A 15,062-nucleotide genomic window follows, 5' to 3' on the forward strand; every position below is an offset into this window, starting at 1 on the left:
CGTTCTCCTGGTGCTCTGGTTCGTCACCCTCGGGGGTGACGGCGGGTCCGGGGACAACCAGGGCAAGGGCTCGGACGGAAAGAACCCGGGCGACAGCACCACCATCACCCCCGGCCCGGTGCCCTCCGGCCCGCACCTCAGCCAACGCCCGGGCGGGCGCGGCGATTCGGGCAGCGGCGGCTCGGGCGGCGGTGCGGGTGACGACCGCTCCGGCAGTGGCGGCGGCGGTGCGTCCGGGGCCGGCGGTGCCGGCAGCGGTGGTGGTGGTACGACGGGCACCGGTGGCGGCGGCGCCCTCGGCACCGGCGACGGCAAGGCCGTCCCGCTCGGCTCCTCCCTGCCCGACTGCGCTCCGGGCGCGGTGCGGCTCGCGATCCGCAGCGTCAAGGACTCCTACGGGCCCGGCGAGAAGCCGAAGTTCGAGATCGTGGTGAAGAACGCCGGCAGCAGCACCTGCAAGGTCAACTTCGGTGCCACGGCCGCGATCCTGAAGATCGCGCACATCGACGGCGACGAGCGGGTGTGGGCCTCCGACGACTGCCCGCGCGCCACGGGCCCGGTGCTCGTGGAGCTCCCCGGAGCGGGCGAGACGAAGCGCACGGTGGAGTGGGACCGCAAGCGCAGCGCCCCGCACTGCGCGACGCCTTCGGGCGACGGGGCGGCGGGCACCGGCAAGTACCGGGCCGAGGTCAGGATCGCGGGTGTCACCGAAAAGGTGGAATTCACCCTGGAGAAGGACTGACGGCCGGATGTGCGACGGAACGCCCGGCCGTACGCACGGCCGGGCGTACTGCTACGCGTAACCGTTACACGTACCGCTCGAGGATCGACGACTCCGCCAGGCGCGACAGCCCCTCGCGGACCGAGCGGGCGCGGGCCTCGCCGACGCCGTCGACCGTCTGCAGGTCGTCCACGCTGGCGGCCAGGAGCTTCTGCAGCCCGCCGAAGTGGTCGACCAGCCGCTCTATGATCGCGCCGGGCAGGCGCGGCACCTTCGCCAGCAGGCGGTATCCGCGCGGCGACACCGCGGAGTCCAGCGTCTCGGGGGAGCCGCTGTAGCCCAGGGCACGCGCGACGATGGGCAGTTCGAGCAGCTCGGGGTGGGTGAGGGCGTCCAGCTCGGACAGGGCCTCGGGGACCGTACGGGTGCGCTTGGCGGTCGGCTCCGGGACATAGTCCCGCACGACGAGGTCGCGCTCGGGCTCGACGCCGGCGATCAGCTCGTCCAGCTGCAGGGAGAGCAGGCGGCCGTCCGTGCCCAGCTCGACCACGTACTCCGCGATCTCGGTGGCGATGCGGCGGACCAGCTCCAGCCGCTGGCAGACCGCGGTCACGTCGCGGACCGTCACCAGATCCTCGATCTCCAGGGCGGAGAGGGTGCCCGCGACCTCGTCCAGCCGGAGCTTGTAGCGCTCCAGGGTGGCCAGGGCCTGGTTGGCCCGGGAGAGGATCGCGCCGGACTCCTCCAGGACGCGCCGCTCGCCGCCCACGTAGAGCGCGATCAGGCGCATCGACTGGCTGACCGACACCACGGGGAAGCCGCACTGGATGGAAACGCGCTGCGCCGTGCGGTGCCGGGTGCCGGTCTCCTCGGTGGGGATCGACGCGTCGGGCAGGAGCTGCACGCCCGCCCGCACGATCTTGGTGATGTCCTTGTCGAGGATCAGGGCGCCGTCCAGCTTGCACAGCTCGCGCAGGCGCGTGGCGCTGAACTCCACGTCCAGGACGAAACCGCCCGTGCACATGGACTCCACCGTCTTGTCCATGCCCAGGACGATCAGGCCGCCCGTATTGCCGCGGAGGACGCGCTCAAGGCCGTCGCGCAAGGCCGTGCCGGGCGCGACGGCGCTCAGCGAGGCGCGCATCAGACCGTCGGCACCGGAGGAACCCCCGGCCTTGCCGGGGCCCGATGCCCGGTCGTTGGCTGCCACTGCACTCCTCCGGTCGCAAGGTCAACGGTGCCGCAGCCCGCCCTGCTTTCCGTACGTACGGGCGAGACCAGGGCAAAGTCTACTGGCGTGTTCGCGCGTCCAGCCTATTAAAGAGGGCCTGCACCCGCTTGGACAGGGCTCTCGCCGGCTCCATCGCCCGACCCGGCGCGGCGCCGGTTCTCCCGGGGTACCCGCTTGGGGAGCACTCGAAGCGCCTCGCCTATGTCCGCCACCTCCAGGACGCGCATGCCGCTCGGCACCTTTCCGGGGTCGCCCGGGACCAGCGCGTGCGTGAAGCCCAGCCGGGCCGCCTCCGCCAGCCGCCGCTGCACGCCGGTGACCCGCCGGACCTCGCCGGCGAGGCCCACCTCGCCGATCGCCACCAGGTTCTTCGGCAGCGGGGTGTCGCTGGCGGCGCTCGCCAGGGCCAGGGCGACGGCCAGGTCCGCCGCGGGCTCGGACAGCTTCACGCCGCCCACCGTGGCGCTGTAGATGTCCCGCTTGCCGAGCGCGCTGATCCGGCCCCGCTGCTCCAGCACGGCCAGCATCATCGACACCCGCGACGTCTCCAGGCCGGACGTCGTGCGGCGGGGCGAGGGGATCTGCGAATCGACCGTCAGCGCCTGCACCTCGGCCACCAGCGGGCGGCGCCCCTCCAGCGTCACCGTCAGGCAGGTGCCCGGGACGGGCTCGGCGCGGCGGGTGAGGAACAGGCCGCTGGGATCGGCCAGGCCGGTGATGCCCTCGTCGTGCAGCTCGAAGCAGCCGACCTCGTCCGTGGCCCCGTAGCGGTTCTTCACGCCGCGCACCAGGCGCAGGCGCGCGTGCCGGTCGCCCTCGAAGCTGAGGACCACGTCCACCAGGTGCTCCAGGAGGCGCGGGCCGGCGATGGCGCCGTCCTTGGTGACGTGGCCGACCAGGAGCGTGGCCATGCCCCGCTCCTTGGAGGCGCGGATCAGCGCGCCCGCCACCTCGCGCACCTGCGCCATGCCGCCCGGCGCCCCGTCGATCTCCGGGGAGGCCACCGTCTGCACCGAGTCCAGGACCAGCAGGGACGGCTTGACGGAGTCGAGGTGCCCGAGGACGGCGGCCAGATCCGTCTCGGCCGCCAGATAGAGGTGGTCGTCGATCGCGCCGATGCGGTCCGCCCGCAGGCGCACCTGGCTCGCCGACTCCTCACCCGTCACATAAAGGGTGCGGTGCTCCTCGGAGGCCGCCTTCGCCGCCACGTCCAGCAGCAGCGTGGACTTGCCGACGCCCGGCTCGCCCGCGATCAGCACCACCGCACCGGGCACGAGCCCGCCGCCCAGGACGCGGTCCAGCTCGTCAACGCCCGTGCTGCGCGCGGTGGCCTGCCGGCTGTCGACCTGGCCGATGGGCAGCGCGGCGGTGGAGACGCGGCCGGGCGCGGTCGTCCGCACTGCGGGCGTGCCGAACTCCTCCACCGTGCCCCATGCCTGGCACTCGGGGCAGCGGCCGAGCCACTTCACAGTGGTCCAGCCGCACTCGGTGCAGCGGTAGGAGGGCCGGTCCTTGGCGGACGAGCGTGCGGTACGGGCAGCCATGCGAGCCACCGTAGCGGGGCCCACTGACAGCCGGGCCCGCCCAGGCCCCCCGCGACGGTCCTTTACCAGAAGCGGGAAACCGCTCGTTCTTGCTGCTCGGAGCCCCTCGCCCCGGAAACACAGGAGGGATGGCACAGCAGTGTCCCCATTTTATGGGAGAACATCACCCGAATGGGTTAAACCTGCGTCACCGGCGGCAGCAACGGCCCGTCACCCGCCTACCGTCGCCGGGATGATGACCAGGAGGCCAGAGCACCGCCCGCATGCCACCGGCGCGCATCGCGCACACCGCGGTGCGCCGCGCGAGGCCCGCACGCCTCGGGACAATCAGAACAATCAGGCCGCACCGCCGGTGGGGGGAGCGGAAGCGTGCTGCGAGACGGAGGCGGCCTGCGAGGCGGGGGCACCCCCCGAGGCGAGGGCGGCTCGTGAGTACGGGACGCCGCACGAGGGGGAGCACGAGGCGGAGACGGTCTTCGTCCCCGCCGGTCCCGGATCCGACGCGACCCTCGCGCAGCAGCCGCCCCTGCAGTACGACCCCCACCTCGACGGGCTCTTCACCTACTGCCTGTCGGTGCTGTGCGAGCACGACGCCGCGACCGCCGCCCTGGGGGAGGTCCTCGCCCTCGCCGAGAAGCGCGCCGACCGCGCCCCCGCCGACGAGGACCTGCGCCGCCCCTGGCTCTACGCCCTCGCCCGCTGGGCCTGCCTGCGCCGCCTCGCCGCGCCCGAGCCCCCCGGCGGCCCGGGCGCGGGGGAGCCGCCCGCCCCGCCCGATCCGCGCCGGCGGGCCGAGCTGGCGCTCCTCGCCTGGCCGGAGGCCGCCGGGACCACCGCCGAGCAGCGCGAGGCGCTCGAACTGGCCGTCCGGCACGGCCTGACCGCCCCCGAGGTCGCCGCCGTCCTCGGCATGGAGACCGACGCCGCGCGGGCCCTGCTGTCCTCCGCGGCCTGCGAGGTCGAGCGCACCCGGACCGCCCTGGCCGTCGTGGAGTCGGGCCGCTGCCCCGTCGTCGCGCGGTTCGCGGGGGACACGCAGGTGCTGCTGGGCGCGGCCCTGCGGCGCGAACTGGTCCGGCACGTCGACGACTGCGCCGACTGCCGCCGCACCGCCGAGCGGGCCACCGCCGGGGAGCCGTGGCCCGGCACGGCCGCGTCCTCCGCGCCCCTGCCCGTCGTCGCGGCCCCCAGAGCGGACGCGTACGCCGCCATGCTGTCCGCGGCGGGCGGCGGTGGCCGGCAGCGCGGTGGCCCGGCGCTCGCGGTCCCCCGCTTCGACCGGCGGGGCTATCCCGTCGACCCCAAGGACCGCGCGGCCCGGCGCGGGCGTCTGCGCAGCCGGGCCGTCACCACGACCGTCGTCGCCACGGTCGTCGCCGCGCCCGTGATCGCCCTGTGGGCCGCGTGGCACGGGGCCCCGGAGACGGGCGAGGCGCGCCCGGACACCGCGGCCGTCTCGTCGCGGGAGACCGGTCTCGGCATCGTGAGCGAGCGCCCGTACCGGGGTCCCGGGGCCGCCCCGCGGCCCGTCGGCACGGGCAGCGCGCCGGGCCGGATGATCGCCGAGGTGTCGGTGGCGGTCGTCGGCCCGGACGGCAGACCCGTACCGCCTCCGCGCTCGGAGAGCGCCCCGCCGTCGTCCCCGGCCGGAGGCACGGCCGCGCTTCCCGCCCCCGCCGCGCCGGCGCCCGGTCCCGGCCGGCTGACGGTCACCGCCCAGCCCAGCGGGACCGCCACCGTCGTCACACTCACGGCGAGCGGCGGTCAGGCGGTGGCCTGGTCGATGACGGCGGACGCGGCCTGGCTGCGGCTGAGCAGACCGGGCGGGGTGCTGCAGCCCGGGCAGACGACGACGGTCGTGGTCGAGGTCGACGCCGAACGGGAACCGGCCGGGCCGTGGCGGGCCCGCGTCGTGGTCGCCCCCGGCGGGACGACGGTGACGATCGAGGGCCGCGGCCGCCCGGTCATCTCATCCCCGGCAGCCACCCAGTCCCCACCACCCCCACCCCCCACGCCTCCAGCCCCCTCAGCGCCCCCGCCTCCAGCGGGCTGAGGCCCTGCCGCCCACGGCGTAGGACGGCCCGGCCGTTACGGCACCGCCGGGCTGCTACGTGGTGGTTCCTCGCCGCCCCGTTCTCCATCCGCCGTCGGCCACGGCTTCCGTCCGCCGTCGGCTACGGCTACCGCTTTCCGTCCGCCGGATGCGGAGCCATCGGCAGCAGCGCAGCCATCCGCTCCTCGCAGAGTTCGGCCAGCCGGTCGTAGGCCTCCTTGCCCATCATTTCCGTGAGCTCAGGCCGGTACGTCACGTAGACCGGCTCCCCGGCCCCGTGCGCGGACGTGGCCGACGTGCACCACCAGTGCAGGTCGTGGCCGCCCGGGCCCCAGCCCCGGCGGTCGTACTCCCCGATGGAGATCTGCAGCACGCGCGTGTCGTCCGGCCGGTCGATCCAGTCGTACGTGCGCCGCACCGGCAGCTGCCAGCACACGTCCGGCTTGGTCTCCAGCGGCTCGCGGCCCTCCTTCAGGGCGAGGATGTGCAGCGAGCAGCCCGCGCCGCCGGCGAACCCCGGCCGGTTCTGGAAGATGCACGAGCCCTGCCAGCGGCGCGTCTGCCGGTCGCCGTCCTCGTCCAGCTGCGTCCAGCCCGAGCCCGTGCCGACGTCGTGGAACTGCCACATCTCCGGCGTCAGCCGGGCCACGTGCTCGGCGACGCGCTTCTCGTCGTCCTCGTCCGAGAAGTGCGCGCCCAGGGTGCAGCAGCCGTCGTCGGCGCGCCCCGCCTGGATGCCCTGGCAGCCGCTGCCGAAGATGCAGGACCAGCGCGAGGTCAGCCACGTCAGGTCGCAGCGGAAGACCTGTTCGTCGTCCGCAGGGTCCGGGAACTCGACCCACGCACGGGCGAAGTCGAGCCCGACCTCGTCGGAGGTCCGCTGCTCGAGCTTTTTGCCCTGCTTGCCCTGCTTGGCCTTCTTCGTCTTTGCCACCCCTCCAGCCTATGCGCCTCCGGCGGCCGCAGTAGCGTTCAGGCCATGAGACTCGGTGTCCTCGATGTGGGTTCGAATACGGTCCATCTGCTCGTGGTGGACGCGCACCCGGGCGCCCGCCCCCTGCCCGCCCACTCCCACAAGGCCGAGCTGCGCCTCGCCCAGCTCCTCGACGAGGACGGCGCGATCAGCGACACGGGGATAGACCGGCTGGTCACGGTCCTCCAGGACGCCCTGCAGGCCGCCGAGGACAAGGGCTGCGAGGACGTCCTGCCGTTCGCGACCTCCGCCGTCCGCGAGGCCTCCAACGCGGACGCCGTCCTGGCCCGCGTCCAGAAGGAGACGGGCCTCACGCTGCCGGTCCTGACCGGCGAGGAGGAGGCGCGGCTCACCTTCCTGGCCGCCCGCCGCTGGTTCGGCTGGTCGGCCGGAAAGCTGCTGGTGCTCGACATCGGCGGCGGCTCCCTGGAGATCGCCTTCGGCCTGGACGAGGACCCGGACGCCGCCGCCTCCCTCCCGCTCGGCGCCGGCCGCCTGACCTCCGCGTGGCTGCCCGGCGACCCGCCCGACCCCACGGACGTCCGCGCCCTGCGCCGCCACGTCCGCGCCCAGATCGCCCGGATCGTCGGCGACTTCGCGCGGCTCGGCACGCCGGACCACGTCGTGGCCACTTCCAAGACCTTCAAGCAGCTCGCCCGCATCGCGGGCGCCGCACGCTCCACCGAGGGTCTGTACGTCCAGCGGACCCTGACCCGCCGCGCCCTGGAGGACTGGGTGCCCAGGCTCGCCACCATGACCTCCGCGCAGCGCGCCCAGCTGCCGGGCGTGTCGGAGGGCCGGGCGCGCCAGCTGCTCGCGGGCGCGATGGTCGCCGAGGGCGCGATGGACCTGTTCGGCGTGGACGAGCTGGAGATCTGCCCGTGGGCGCTGCGCGAGGGGGTCATCCTGCGCAGGCTGGACCACTTGCCGGCACCGGCGGAGAACTGACGGGCCGCACCGCAGGGGGCGCCGGCCCTCACCGGCCGGTCCGCCCCGGCGCTCACCGGCCGGTCCACCCGGCGCCCGCAAGACATCCCGCCACACCGCCCGCAGGACGTCCCGCCCGGCGCCCACAGGCCATCCCGGCCATCCCGGCCGGCGACGGCCCGCCACATGGGAGGTACCCGCCCGCCGTACGAGAGGCGGTCGTACGCTGTCCCTCGTGACAGAGCCAGTGGTGCGCATCCCGGATGCGAAGGTCGCGCTGTCCACGGCCTCGGTCTACCCCGAGTCGACGGCGACGGCCTTCGAGATCGCCGCCCGCCTGGGCTACGACGGCGTCGAGGTCATGGTGTGGACCGACCCGGTCAGCCAGGACATCGAGGCGCTCCGCCGCCTGTCCGACTACCACCAGGTGCCCGTCCTCGCCGTGCACGCCCCCTGCCTGCTGATCACCCAGCGCGTCTGGTCGACCGACCCCTGGGTCAAGCTCCAGCGCGCCCGGGCGGCCGCCGAGAAGCTCGGCGCGAGCACGGTCGTCGTCCACCCGCCGTTCCGCTGGCAGCGCGGTTACGCCCGCGACTTCGTCCGCGGCATCTGGCGGATGGCCGACGAGACCGACGTCCGCTTCGCGGTCGAGAACATGTACCCGTGGCGCTACCGCGACCGCGAGATGCTCGCCTACGCGCCCGACTGGGACGTCACCAAGGACGACTACCGCCACTTCACGGTCGACCTCTCGCACACGTCCACCGCCCGGACGGACGCCCTCGCGATGATCGACCGGATGGGCGACCGGCTCGCCCACATTCACCTCGCCGACGGCAACGGCTCCGCCAAGGACGAGCACCTCGTGCCCGGCCGCGGCAAGCAGCCCTGCGCCGAGCTGCTGGAGCGCCTCGCGAGCCGCGGCTTCGACGGGCACGTCGTGATCGAGGTCAACACCCGCCGCGCCATGTCCGCGGCCGAGCGCGAGGCCGACCTCGCCGAGGCCCTCGCCTTCACCCGGCTCCACCTCGCCTCGCCCACCGGCGTGCCCCGGCCATGAGCACGGCAGTCCCCGGCGGCGCCGGAGCCCCCCGGAAGCGCGGCCGCCCCGCCCGTACGGACGCGGGCAGCGGCCCCGGCGCCCGCGAGCGGATCCTCGCCGCCGCCCGCGCCGAATTCGCCGCCCGCGGCTACGACCGCGCGTCCATCCGCGCCATCGCCAAGGGCGCGGCCGTCGACCCGGCGCTCGTCCACCACTACTACGGCCCCAAGGAGCAGATCTTCGCGGCCGCGATCGAGACGGACTTCGCACCCGCACTCGAAGCGCCGGGCGTCATCCAGGCCGGCGGCCCGGACACCTTGGGGGAGCGGCTCACCCGCTTCATCCTCGGCGTCTGGGAGGACCCGGCCACCCGCGAACAGCTCCTCGCGATCGTCCGCTCGGCCGTCGCCAACGAGACCGCCGCCGCGATCTTCCGCGACCTCGTCACCAGCCGGCTGATGAGCCGCATCGCCGGCGAGCTCGACGTCCCCGACCCGAAGCTGCGCTCGGAGCTGGCCGCGGCCCACCTCGTCGGCGTGGCGATGCTGCGCTACGTGATCAAGGTCGAGCCGCTGGCGTCGGCGGAGCTGGAGCAGGTGGTGGCCATGGTGGCACCGGCGGTGCAGCGGCACCTGGCGGGGGACGCGTAGCCCCGGCGCGTAGCCCTGACGCAGGGGAGCGTGCGTCCCGGCTATGCGCCCCGGCTTTTATGGACACCCGTCTCACATGGCGGAAAACCTGTCCGGTACCTGGAGCGCGAGCGTAGGCTCGGAAGACGCCGCCCCGGCGCCCACGTCACTGCGAGGAGTGGAGCAGGATGCCCGAGCTGAGGTCCCGCACCGTCACCCACGGCCGCAACATGGCGGGCGCCCGCGCCCTCATGCGGGCCTCGGGCGTAGCGAGCGAGGACATCGGCAAGCCGATCATCGCGGTGGCCAACTCCTTCACCGAGTTCGTCCCGGGCCACACCCACCTCGCTCCGGTCGGCCGGATCGTCTCCGAGGCGATCAAGGCGGCCGGCGCGGTGCCCCGCGAGTTCAACACCATCGCCGTCGACGACGGCATCGCCATGGGCCACGCCGGCATGCTCTACTCGCTGCCCTCGCGCGACCTGATCGCCGACTCCGTCGAGTACATGGTCGAGGCCCACTGCGCCGACGCGCTGATCTGCATCTCCAACTGCGACAAGATCACCCCGGGCATGCTGATGGCCGCCATGCGGCTGAACATCCCGGTCGTCTTCGTCTCCGGCGGCCCCATGGAGGCCGGCCAGGCCACCCTCGTCGACGGCACGGTCCGCAAGCTCGACCTCATCAACGCCATCGTCGACTCGGTCAACGAGAACGTCTCCGACGAGGACGTGCTGCGCATCGAGGAGAACGCCTGCCCGACCTGCGGCTCCTGTTCCGGCATGTTCACCGCCAACTCCATGAACTGCCTCACCGAGGCCATCGGCCTCTCCCTGCCGGGCAACGGCTCCGTCCTCGCCACTCACACCGCCCGCCGCGCCCTCTACGAGAACGCCGCCCGCACGGTCGTCGAGATCACCAAGCGCTACTACGAGGACGGCGACGAGTCCGTCCTCCCGCGCAACATCGCCACCCGCGCCGCCTTCGACAACGCCATGGCCCTCGACATCGCCATGGGCGGCTCGACCAACACGATCCTCCACCTGCTCGCCGCCGCCCAGGAAGCCGGGCTGGACTACGACCTGAGCGACATCGACGCCGTCTCGCGCCGCGTGCCCTGCCTGGCCAAGGTCGCCCCCAACGTCGCCCCCGGCGGCACGTACTACATGGAGGACGTCCACCGGGCCGGCGGCATCCCCGCCATCCTCGGCGAGCTCTACCGCGCGGGCCTCCTCAACGAGGACGTGCACACCGTCCACTCGCCCGGCATCAAGGAATGGCTGGAGGCCTGGGACGTCCGCGGCGGCTCCGCGACCCCCGAGGCCGTCGAGCTCTGGCACGCCGCCCCCGGCTGCGTCCGTTCCGCGACCGCCTTCTCCCAGTCCGAGCGCTGGGAGACCCTCGACGTGGACGCAGCGGGCGGTTGCATCCGCGACGCCGCGCACGCCTACTCCGAGGACGGCGGCCTGGCCGTCCTCAAGGGCAACCTGGCGGCCGACGGCTGCGTCGTGAAGACGGCCGGCGTCGACGAGTCGATCTGGACGTTCGAAGGCCCGGCGGTCGTCTGCGAATCGCAGGAGGAGGCCGTCGACAAGATCCTCTCCAAGACGATCAAGGAGGGCGACGTCGTCGTCATCCGCTACGAAGGCCCCCGCGGCGGCCCCGGCATGCAGGAGATGCTCTACCCGACGTCCTTCCTCAAGGGCCGCGGGCTGGGCAAGGCCTGCGCCCTCGTGACGGACGGCCGCTTCTCGGGCGGTACGTCGGGCCTGTCGATCGGCCACGCCTCGCCGGAGGCCGCGTCGGGCGGCACGATCGCACTGGTGCAGGACGGCGACCGCATCCGCATCGACATCCCGAACCGCTCCATCGAACTCCTCGTCGGCGAGGCCGAGCTCGCCGAGCGGCGCGCGGCGCTCGGCGGCACGTACGCCCCGAAGAACCGCGAACGCAAGGTCTCGGCGGCCCTGCGCGCCTACGCGGCCATGGCCACGAGCGCGGACCGCGGAGCGGTGCGGGACGTCAGCCGACTGGGCGTCGGCTGACGGAGGGCCGGAGGCTACGGGACTGAGGCCGGAGCGGCGGCCATCGCGCCCCGGCGGCGCAGCACAGAGCGTTAGCGTCGGGTGCAGCACAGAGCATCAGCGCCGGATGGCACCGCCGGACTGCGCCATGGTGGTTGTTCGCCGTGGCGGCGGAGTGCGGAGTGCGGAGTGTGGGCGCGGCGCCGGGCCCACTCGGCTGCTCGCCGCGGAGCGGATCGCATCCGCCGCGACGGCGCTCAGGCGAAACGGCGGCGCTCAGGCGAAACGACGGCGCTCAGGCGAAACGGCGGTGACCGGCGGTGCCGTGCAGAGCCCGGCCGATGCCGGGTCAGCGCCAGCGCCCCGGGTCGCCGGCGCTGACCGCGAAGACCGTCCCGTCCGGCGCCGTGCCGAACACCTTCCCGTCCGCCGCGACGGGCGCGGGCAGCAGATCGACGTAACCGCGCCCGGCACGGGCCGGCCGCGGGGGCGTCTGGCCGAGGAGCGCCCCCTTGGCGGTGTCGACCGCCAGGAGCCGCCCGTCCGCCGCCGAGAAGTACAGGCGGTCACCGTCGGCCGCGACCAGCGCGGACGCATTGGCCACGGACGTGTCCAGCCGCCACGACTGCCCCTGGCGGCTCCCTGCTCCCGCATCGCCGGTACTGCCCGTACTACCCGCACTGCCCGTACGTACGGCGGTGAGCCCACCGTCCATCGACAGCAAATAGACGGCATCGCCCCGCGCCACCGCGCTCGTCACGTTGAGCGGCGTACCGAGCGGCACGCGCGTCTCCCGCCGCGCCCCGGGGTCGTAGCGGACGACGGCCGACACCCGGTTGTCCCGGTCGGGAACCGTCAGGAACAGCGCCCCGCCGCTCCCCGCCCCCACGGCCGTCAGATCACCGTCGGCGGTCCGCTCCCACAGCGTCGACCCGCGCTCCGGATCCAGCGCGAGGATCCGCGTCCGGTGCTGCCCCTGACCGGCCGGAGCCACGGCGTACACCGGCTGCCCCGGCCCTCCGGCACCCGCGCCGTAGAAGGAGAACACCGGCTTGGCGTGCCCCGGCAGCCCGAGCCCGTGCTGCCACCGCTGCTTGTTCGTACCGCCGTCGACCGCCGTCACCGTCCCGTCCCCGGCGACCAGCAGCACGGTGCCGCCCGCGTGATAGACCCGCCCGCGGTACGCGGAGACGTCCCGCACCCAGCGCGGCTCACCCGTCGACGGATCCAGCGCCGACAACCGACCGCCGTCCGGCGACACGACGTGCACGAGACCGCCGGACACGACGGGAGCGGCCACGGCAGAAGCGGATGCGGCAGGAGCGGATGCGGGCCCGGCCTCGGCCTTGGAACCGCCGGGAGAGGTGGACTTCTTCCAGGCGACCTTCCCGCTGGAAGCCTCGATACGAGCCGCCTGCACACCGCGCGCGGAGCAGTACAGCGCCTCCCCTCCGGACACGCATGCCCCCATCGCCCCCTCGGGCATGGAGACCTGCCACGGCCGCCGGTCCGCCGAGTCCGGGGCGGAGGCCGAGGCGACGGTCGGCCGTGTCTGCAGCGGCCGGTCCGCGCCGCCGCCGCGGCTCAGCGCCCACGTCCCACCCGCCACCAGGGCCGCGGCCGCCGCACCGGCGGCGACCAGCCAGGGCAGACGGCGCCACCGGGGGACGGGGCGAGGGGCCTTTCCGGCGTCCGCGGCGTCCCTGGCCTCCCCGCCCTCTCCGACGGCCCTGGCGTCCTCTTCCCAGGAATGAGGAACGCGCACGTGCGTGGGGGTGGATACGTCCGGGACCACGGCCTCGACGCGCCGGGCCCCGCTCTGCCGCAGCATCCGTGGCAATCGCGCCATGATCGCGTCCGGTGTCGGCCGCTGCTCCGGGTCCTTCGCCAGGCAGTCCTGGATCAGCGGGACGAGATCGGCCGGCACGCCCGTCAGGTCCGGATCGGTGTGCACGACCTGGTAGGCCACGATGTAGGGGCTCTCGGACTCGAACGGTCCCCGCCCCGTCGCTGCGTGCACGAGCAGCGACGCCAGCGCGAACACGTCCGCCGCGGGCCCCACCTCCCGCGGCCGCTGGAACTGCTCGGGCGCCATGAACGGCGGCGTCCCGATCAGCTTCCCCGTCTCGGTGCGCAGCTCGCTGTCGTACGGGCGCGAGATGCCGAAGTCGATGACCTTCGGGCCGTCCTCGGCCAGCAGCACGTTGCTGGGCTTGAGGTCCCGGTGCACGACCCCGGCCCGGTGGATGTCCCGCAGGGCCTCCGCCAGCCCGGCCGCCAGCCGCCGGACCTCCTCCGCCTCAAGCGGGCCGTTCCGCTTCACGCGCTCGGAGAGCGTGGGACCGGGAATGTAGAGGGTCGCCATCCAAGGGCGTTCGCCGTCGGGATCCGCATCCACGACGGGAGCGGTGAAGGCCCCGCTCACCCGCCGGGCGGCCGCAACCTCCTGCCGGAACCGCGCCCTGAACTCGGGGTCCTCCGCGTATTCGGCGTGCACCACCTTGACCGCGAGCCGCAGCCCGGAAGCCGAACGCGCCAGGTGCACCACGCCCATGCCGCCGGACCCGAGACGCTCTTCCAGCCGGTATTCGCCGGCCCAACCCGGATCCTCCGCTTCCGGGCCCGTTCCGGCATTGCGCAGCGGCGGCATTCCCCCACCCCCGTTGTCTGTCGGCCGCGAAGTGCGCGGCGTCCGGAGCCTAATCGATGCCATCCGGCAATCCCGGGAGCCGTGCCGCGCCTTGCTAGCCTGCACATGACATTGCATGTCATTGATCTACAGGGCACCGATCAACGCATCATTGATCGACGGTGAACGCGGCGAACGCGATGAACGCGGTGACGCGGTGAACGCTCAAACGGGGGAGGGCCCAATGGCCACCAGCGAGAACGTGAACGAGACCGAGACCGAGAACGTGAACGAGTCCATGGCGGCCCCCTCGGCCGCCGCCGGCATCGTCTATTACCCGATCGCGCCCGGCCAGCAGGTCAACGTGCGCAGCGGCCCGAACACCGGCAGCCAGATCGTCCGCGTCCTCCCCGAGGACTCCCGCATCGCCATCCGCTGCCAGACCCGCGGCGAAACGATCACGGGCCCCTACGGCACCACCGACATCTGGGACAGCATCGCCCCCGGCCAGTACGTCTCGGACGCCTACGTGAAGACCGGCAGCGACGGCTATGTGACGATCCGCTGCTCCTGACCCCGCTCGACATAATCGAGGCATGAGCGACGAGCAGGAAGCGCCGGACGGCGGCCCGGCAGGGCCCCGTCCGGAACCCATCAGGTTCTTCGGCACCACGTGGCTGAATCACGACAGTGGATACGCGCTGCGGCGCGCCGGGGCGTGCCTCGGCGCGCTGGCCGCCGCAGCTGCGGGCGCCCTGGTCCTGCGCTTCGGCTACGAGGGCCTCGCCATCGCCAAGGTCGGCGGCCTCGTCAACACCATGGTGGTCGTCGCCTTCGCGGTCTGCAGCGCCCTGGCCTTCCGCCGCACCTGGGAACGCTTCGGTCGCCGCCCGGACCCCGCGGCCGATCCCCACGCCGAGCGGTCGATGCAGAGCCTGATGATGATCGGCTTCATCGGCGCCCTCCTGGCCTACGCACTCCGCACCCTTAAAGAGGCACCGGGCGAGGGCCTCCACCGCCGGGAGTACGAGGAGGCCGTCGCACGGTACGAGCGGCGGACGGAGCGGAAGCGCAAGGGCAAGCGCCGGCGGTAGGCGGCGGGGGGTGGTCGTGGTCGCCCGGGGGTGGCCACGCGGCCCTCAAACCTCGTGTAGTGTTCTCCGGGTTGCCGCGGGGTCCGCAAGGACAGCGGGGCAGCCACTCGAGCCGCACCGGCGGCACTCACCACTGCACGGCCCCTGAACGGGATGAATTTCGGCATGCCGGAATTCGGAACGTGAAGGCCTCGG

General features: G+C 73.7%; 12 protein-coding genes. 8 read left to right on the forward strand and 4 right to left on the reverse strand.

Translation table 11 applies throughout. The features are described 5' to 3' along the window. Window positions 1-10 precede the first annotated feature (10 nt). The gene (locus tag ACFZCD_RS08390) at window positions 11-742 is read left to right on the forward strand and encodes a hypothetical protein (RefSeq protein WP_391828983.1); all 732 of its coding nucleotides are present in this window, start codon (window positions 11-13) and stop codon (window positions 740-742) included. Between the two features lie 64 nt (window positions 743-806). On the opposite strand, the gene disA is transcribed toward ACFZCD_RS08390, so the two are convergent. Together disA and radA are read right to left on the reverse strand one after the other, a co-directional pair. Further along, window positions 807-1,931: a DNA integrity scanning diadenylate cyclase DisA gene (gene disA / locus ACFZCD_RS08395; RefSeq protein ID WP_391828984.1), complete on the reverse strand. Its 1,125-nt coding sequence runs from the start codon at window positions 1,929-1,931 to the stop codon at window positions 807-809. Window positions 1,932-2,038: 107 nt separating this feature from the next. After that, the gene (radA, locus tag ACFZCD_RS08400) at window positions 2,039-3,496 is read right to left on the reverse strand and encodes a DNA repair protein RadA (RefSeq protein WP_391828985.1); all 1,458 of its coding nucleotides are present in this window, start codon (window positions 3,494-3,496) and stop codon (window positions 2,039-2,041) included. Between the two features lie 352 nt (window positions 3,497-3,848). Here radA and ACFZCD_RS08405 point away from each other — a divergent pair, with 352 nt between their 5' ends. Next, window positions 3,849-5,549, forward strand: a complete 1,701-nt coding sequence (locus ACFZCD_RS08405) for a sigma-70 family RNA polymerase sigma factor (RefSeq protein ID WP_391828986.1) — start codon at window positions 3,849-3,851, stop codon at window positions 5,547-5,549. Between the two features lie 127 nt (window positions 5,550-5,676). On the opposite strand, the gene ACFZCD_RS08410 is transcribed toward ACFZCD_RS08405, so the two are convergent. Next, a complete protein-coding gene (locus tag ACFZCD_RS08410) occupies window positions 5,677-6,483 on the reverse strand; it encodes a hypothetical protein (RefSeq protein ID WP_391828987.1) in 807 nt (268 codons plus the stop codon). A gap of 45 nt (window positions 6,484-6,528) precedes the next feature. Between ACFZCD_RS08410 and ACFZCD_RS08415 the strand changes: the two genes are divergently transcribed. The 4 genes from ACFZCD_RS08415 (at window position 6,529) to ilvD (ending at window position 11,165) form a co-directional block, all read left to right on the forward strand. Further along, on the forward strand, window positions 6,529-7,470 hold the full coding sequence (locus ACFZCD_RS08415) for a Ppx/GppA family phosphatase (RefSeq protein WP_391828988.1): 942 nt from the start codon (window positions 6,529-6,531) through the stop codon (window positions 7,468-7,470). A gap of 214 nt (window positions 7,471-7,684) precedes the next feature. Further along, complete coding sequence (locus tag ACFZCD_RS08420; protein WP_391828989.1) at window positions 7,685-8,509, forward strand: sugar phosphate isomerase/epimerase family protein; 825 nt, start codon at window positions 7,685-7,687, stop codon at window positions 8,507-8,509. Then, complete coding sequence (locus ACFZCD_RS08425) at window positions 8,506-9,141, forward strand: TetR family transcriptional regulator (protein WP_391828990.1); 636 nt, start codon at window positions 8,506-8,508, stop codon at window positions 9,139-9,141. Before ACFZCD_RS08420 ends, ACFZCD_RS08425 begins: the two co-directional genes overlap by 4 nt. Before the next feature lie 167 nt (window positions 9,142-9,308). Beyond that, complete coding sequence (ilvD, locus tag ACFZCD_RS08430; protein WP_391828991.1) at window positions 9,309-11,165, forward strand: dihydroxy-acid dehydratase; 1,857 nt, start codon at window positions 9,309-9,311, stop codon at window positions 11,163-11,165. Window positions 11,166-11,493: 328 nt separating this feature from the next. On the opposite strand, the gene ACFZCD_RS08435 is transcribed toward ilvD, so the two are convergent. Beyond that, window positions 11,494-13,794 carry a protein kinase gene (locus tag ACFZCD_RS08435; RefSeq protein ID WP_391828992.1) on the reverse strand — a complete coding sequence of 767 codons (2,301 nt, stop codon included), beginning with the start codon at window positions 13,792-13,794 and terminating at the stop codon, window positions 11,494-11,496. Window positions 13,795-14,017: 223 nt separating this feature from the next. Between ACFZCD_RS08435 and ACFZCD_RS08440 the strand changes: the two genes are divergently transcribed. After that, window positions 14,018-14,347 carry an SH3 domain-containing protein gene (locus tag ACFZCD_RS08440; RefSeq protein ID WP_391828993.1) on the forward strand — a complete coding sequence of 110 codons (330 nt, stop codon included), beginning with the start codon at window positions 14,018-14,020 and terminating at the stop codon, window positions 14,345-14,347. A 22-nt stretch (window positions 14,348-14,369) separates the two neighbouring features. Beyond that, window positions 14,370-14,867, forward strand: coding sequence for a hypothetical protein (locus tag ACFZCD_RS08445; RefSeq protein ID WP_391828994.1), 498 nt, complete (start codon window positions 14,370-14,372; stop codon window positions 14,865-14,867). The last annotated feature ends 195 nt before the right edge of the window (window positions 14,868-15,062 follow it).

The organism is Streptomyces sp. NPDC008001 (assembly GCF_042958085.1).
In the GTDB taxonomy this organism is placed as follows: Bacteria; Actinomycetota; Actinomycetes; order Streptomycetales; family Streptomycetaceae; genus Streptomyces.

Excerpts from the sequence above, each read along its gene's own strand:
- radA (WP_391828985.1), bottom strand. The coding sequence starts at position 3,496 with ATGGCTGCCCGTACCGCACGCTCGTCCGCCAAGGACCGGCCCTCCTAC.
- ACFZCD_RS08415 (WP_391828988.1), top strand. The coding sequence starts at position 6,529 with ATGAGACTCGGTGTCCTCGATGTGGGTTCGAATACGGTCCATCTGCTC.
- ACFZCD_RS08425 (WP_391828990.1), top strand. The coding sequence starts at position 8,506 with ATGAGCACGGCAGTCCCCGGCGGCGCCGGAGCCCCCCGGAAGCGCGGC.
- ilvD (WP_391828991.1), top strand. The coding sequence starts at position 9,309 with ATGCCCGAGCTGAGGTCCCGCACCGTCACCCACGGCCGCAACATGGCG.
- ACFZCD_RS08435 (WP_391828992.1), bottom strand. The coding sequence starts at position 13,794 with ATGCCGCCGCTGCGCAATGCCGGAACGGGCCCGGAAGCGGAGGATCCG.
- ACFZCD_RS08440 (WP_391828993.1), top strand. The coding sequence starts at position 14,018 with ATGGCCACCAGCGAGAACGTGAACGAGACCGAGACCGAGAACGTGAAC.
- ACFZCD_RS08445 (WP_391828994.1), top strand. The coding sequence starts at position 14,370 with ATGAGCGACGAGCAGGAAGCGCCGGACGGCGGCCCGGCAGGGCCCCGT.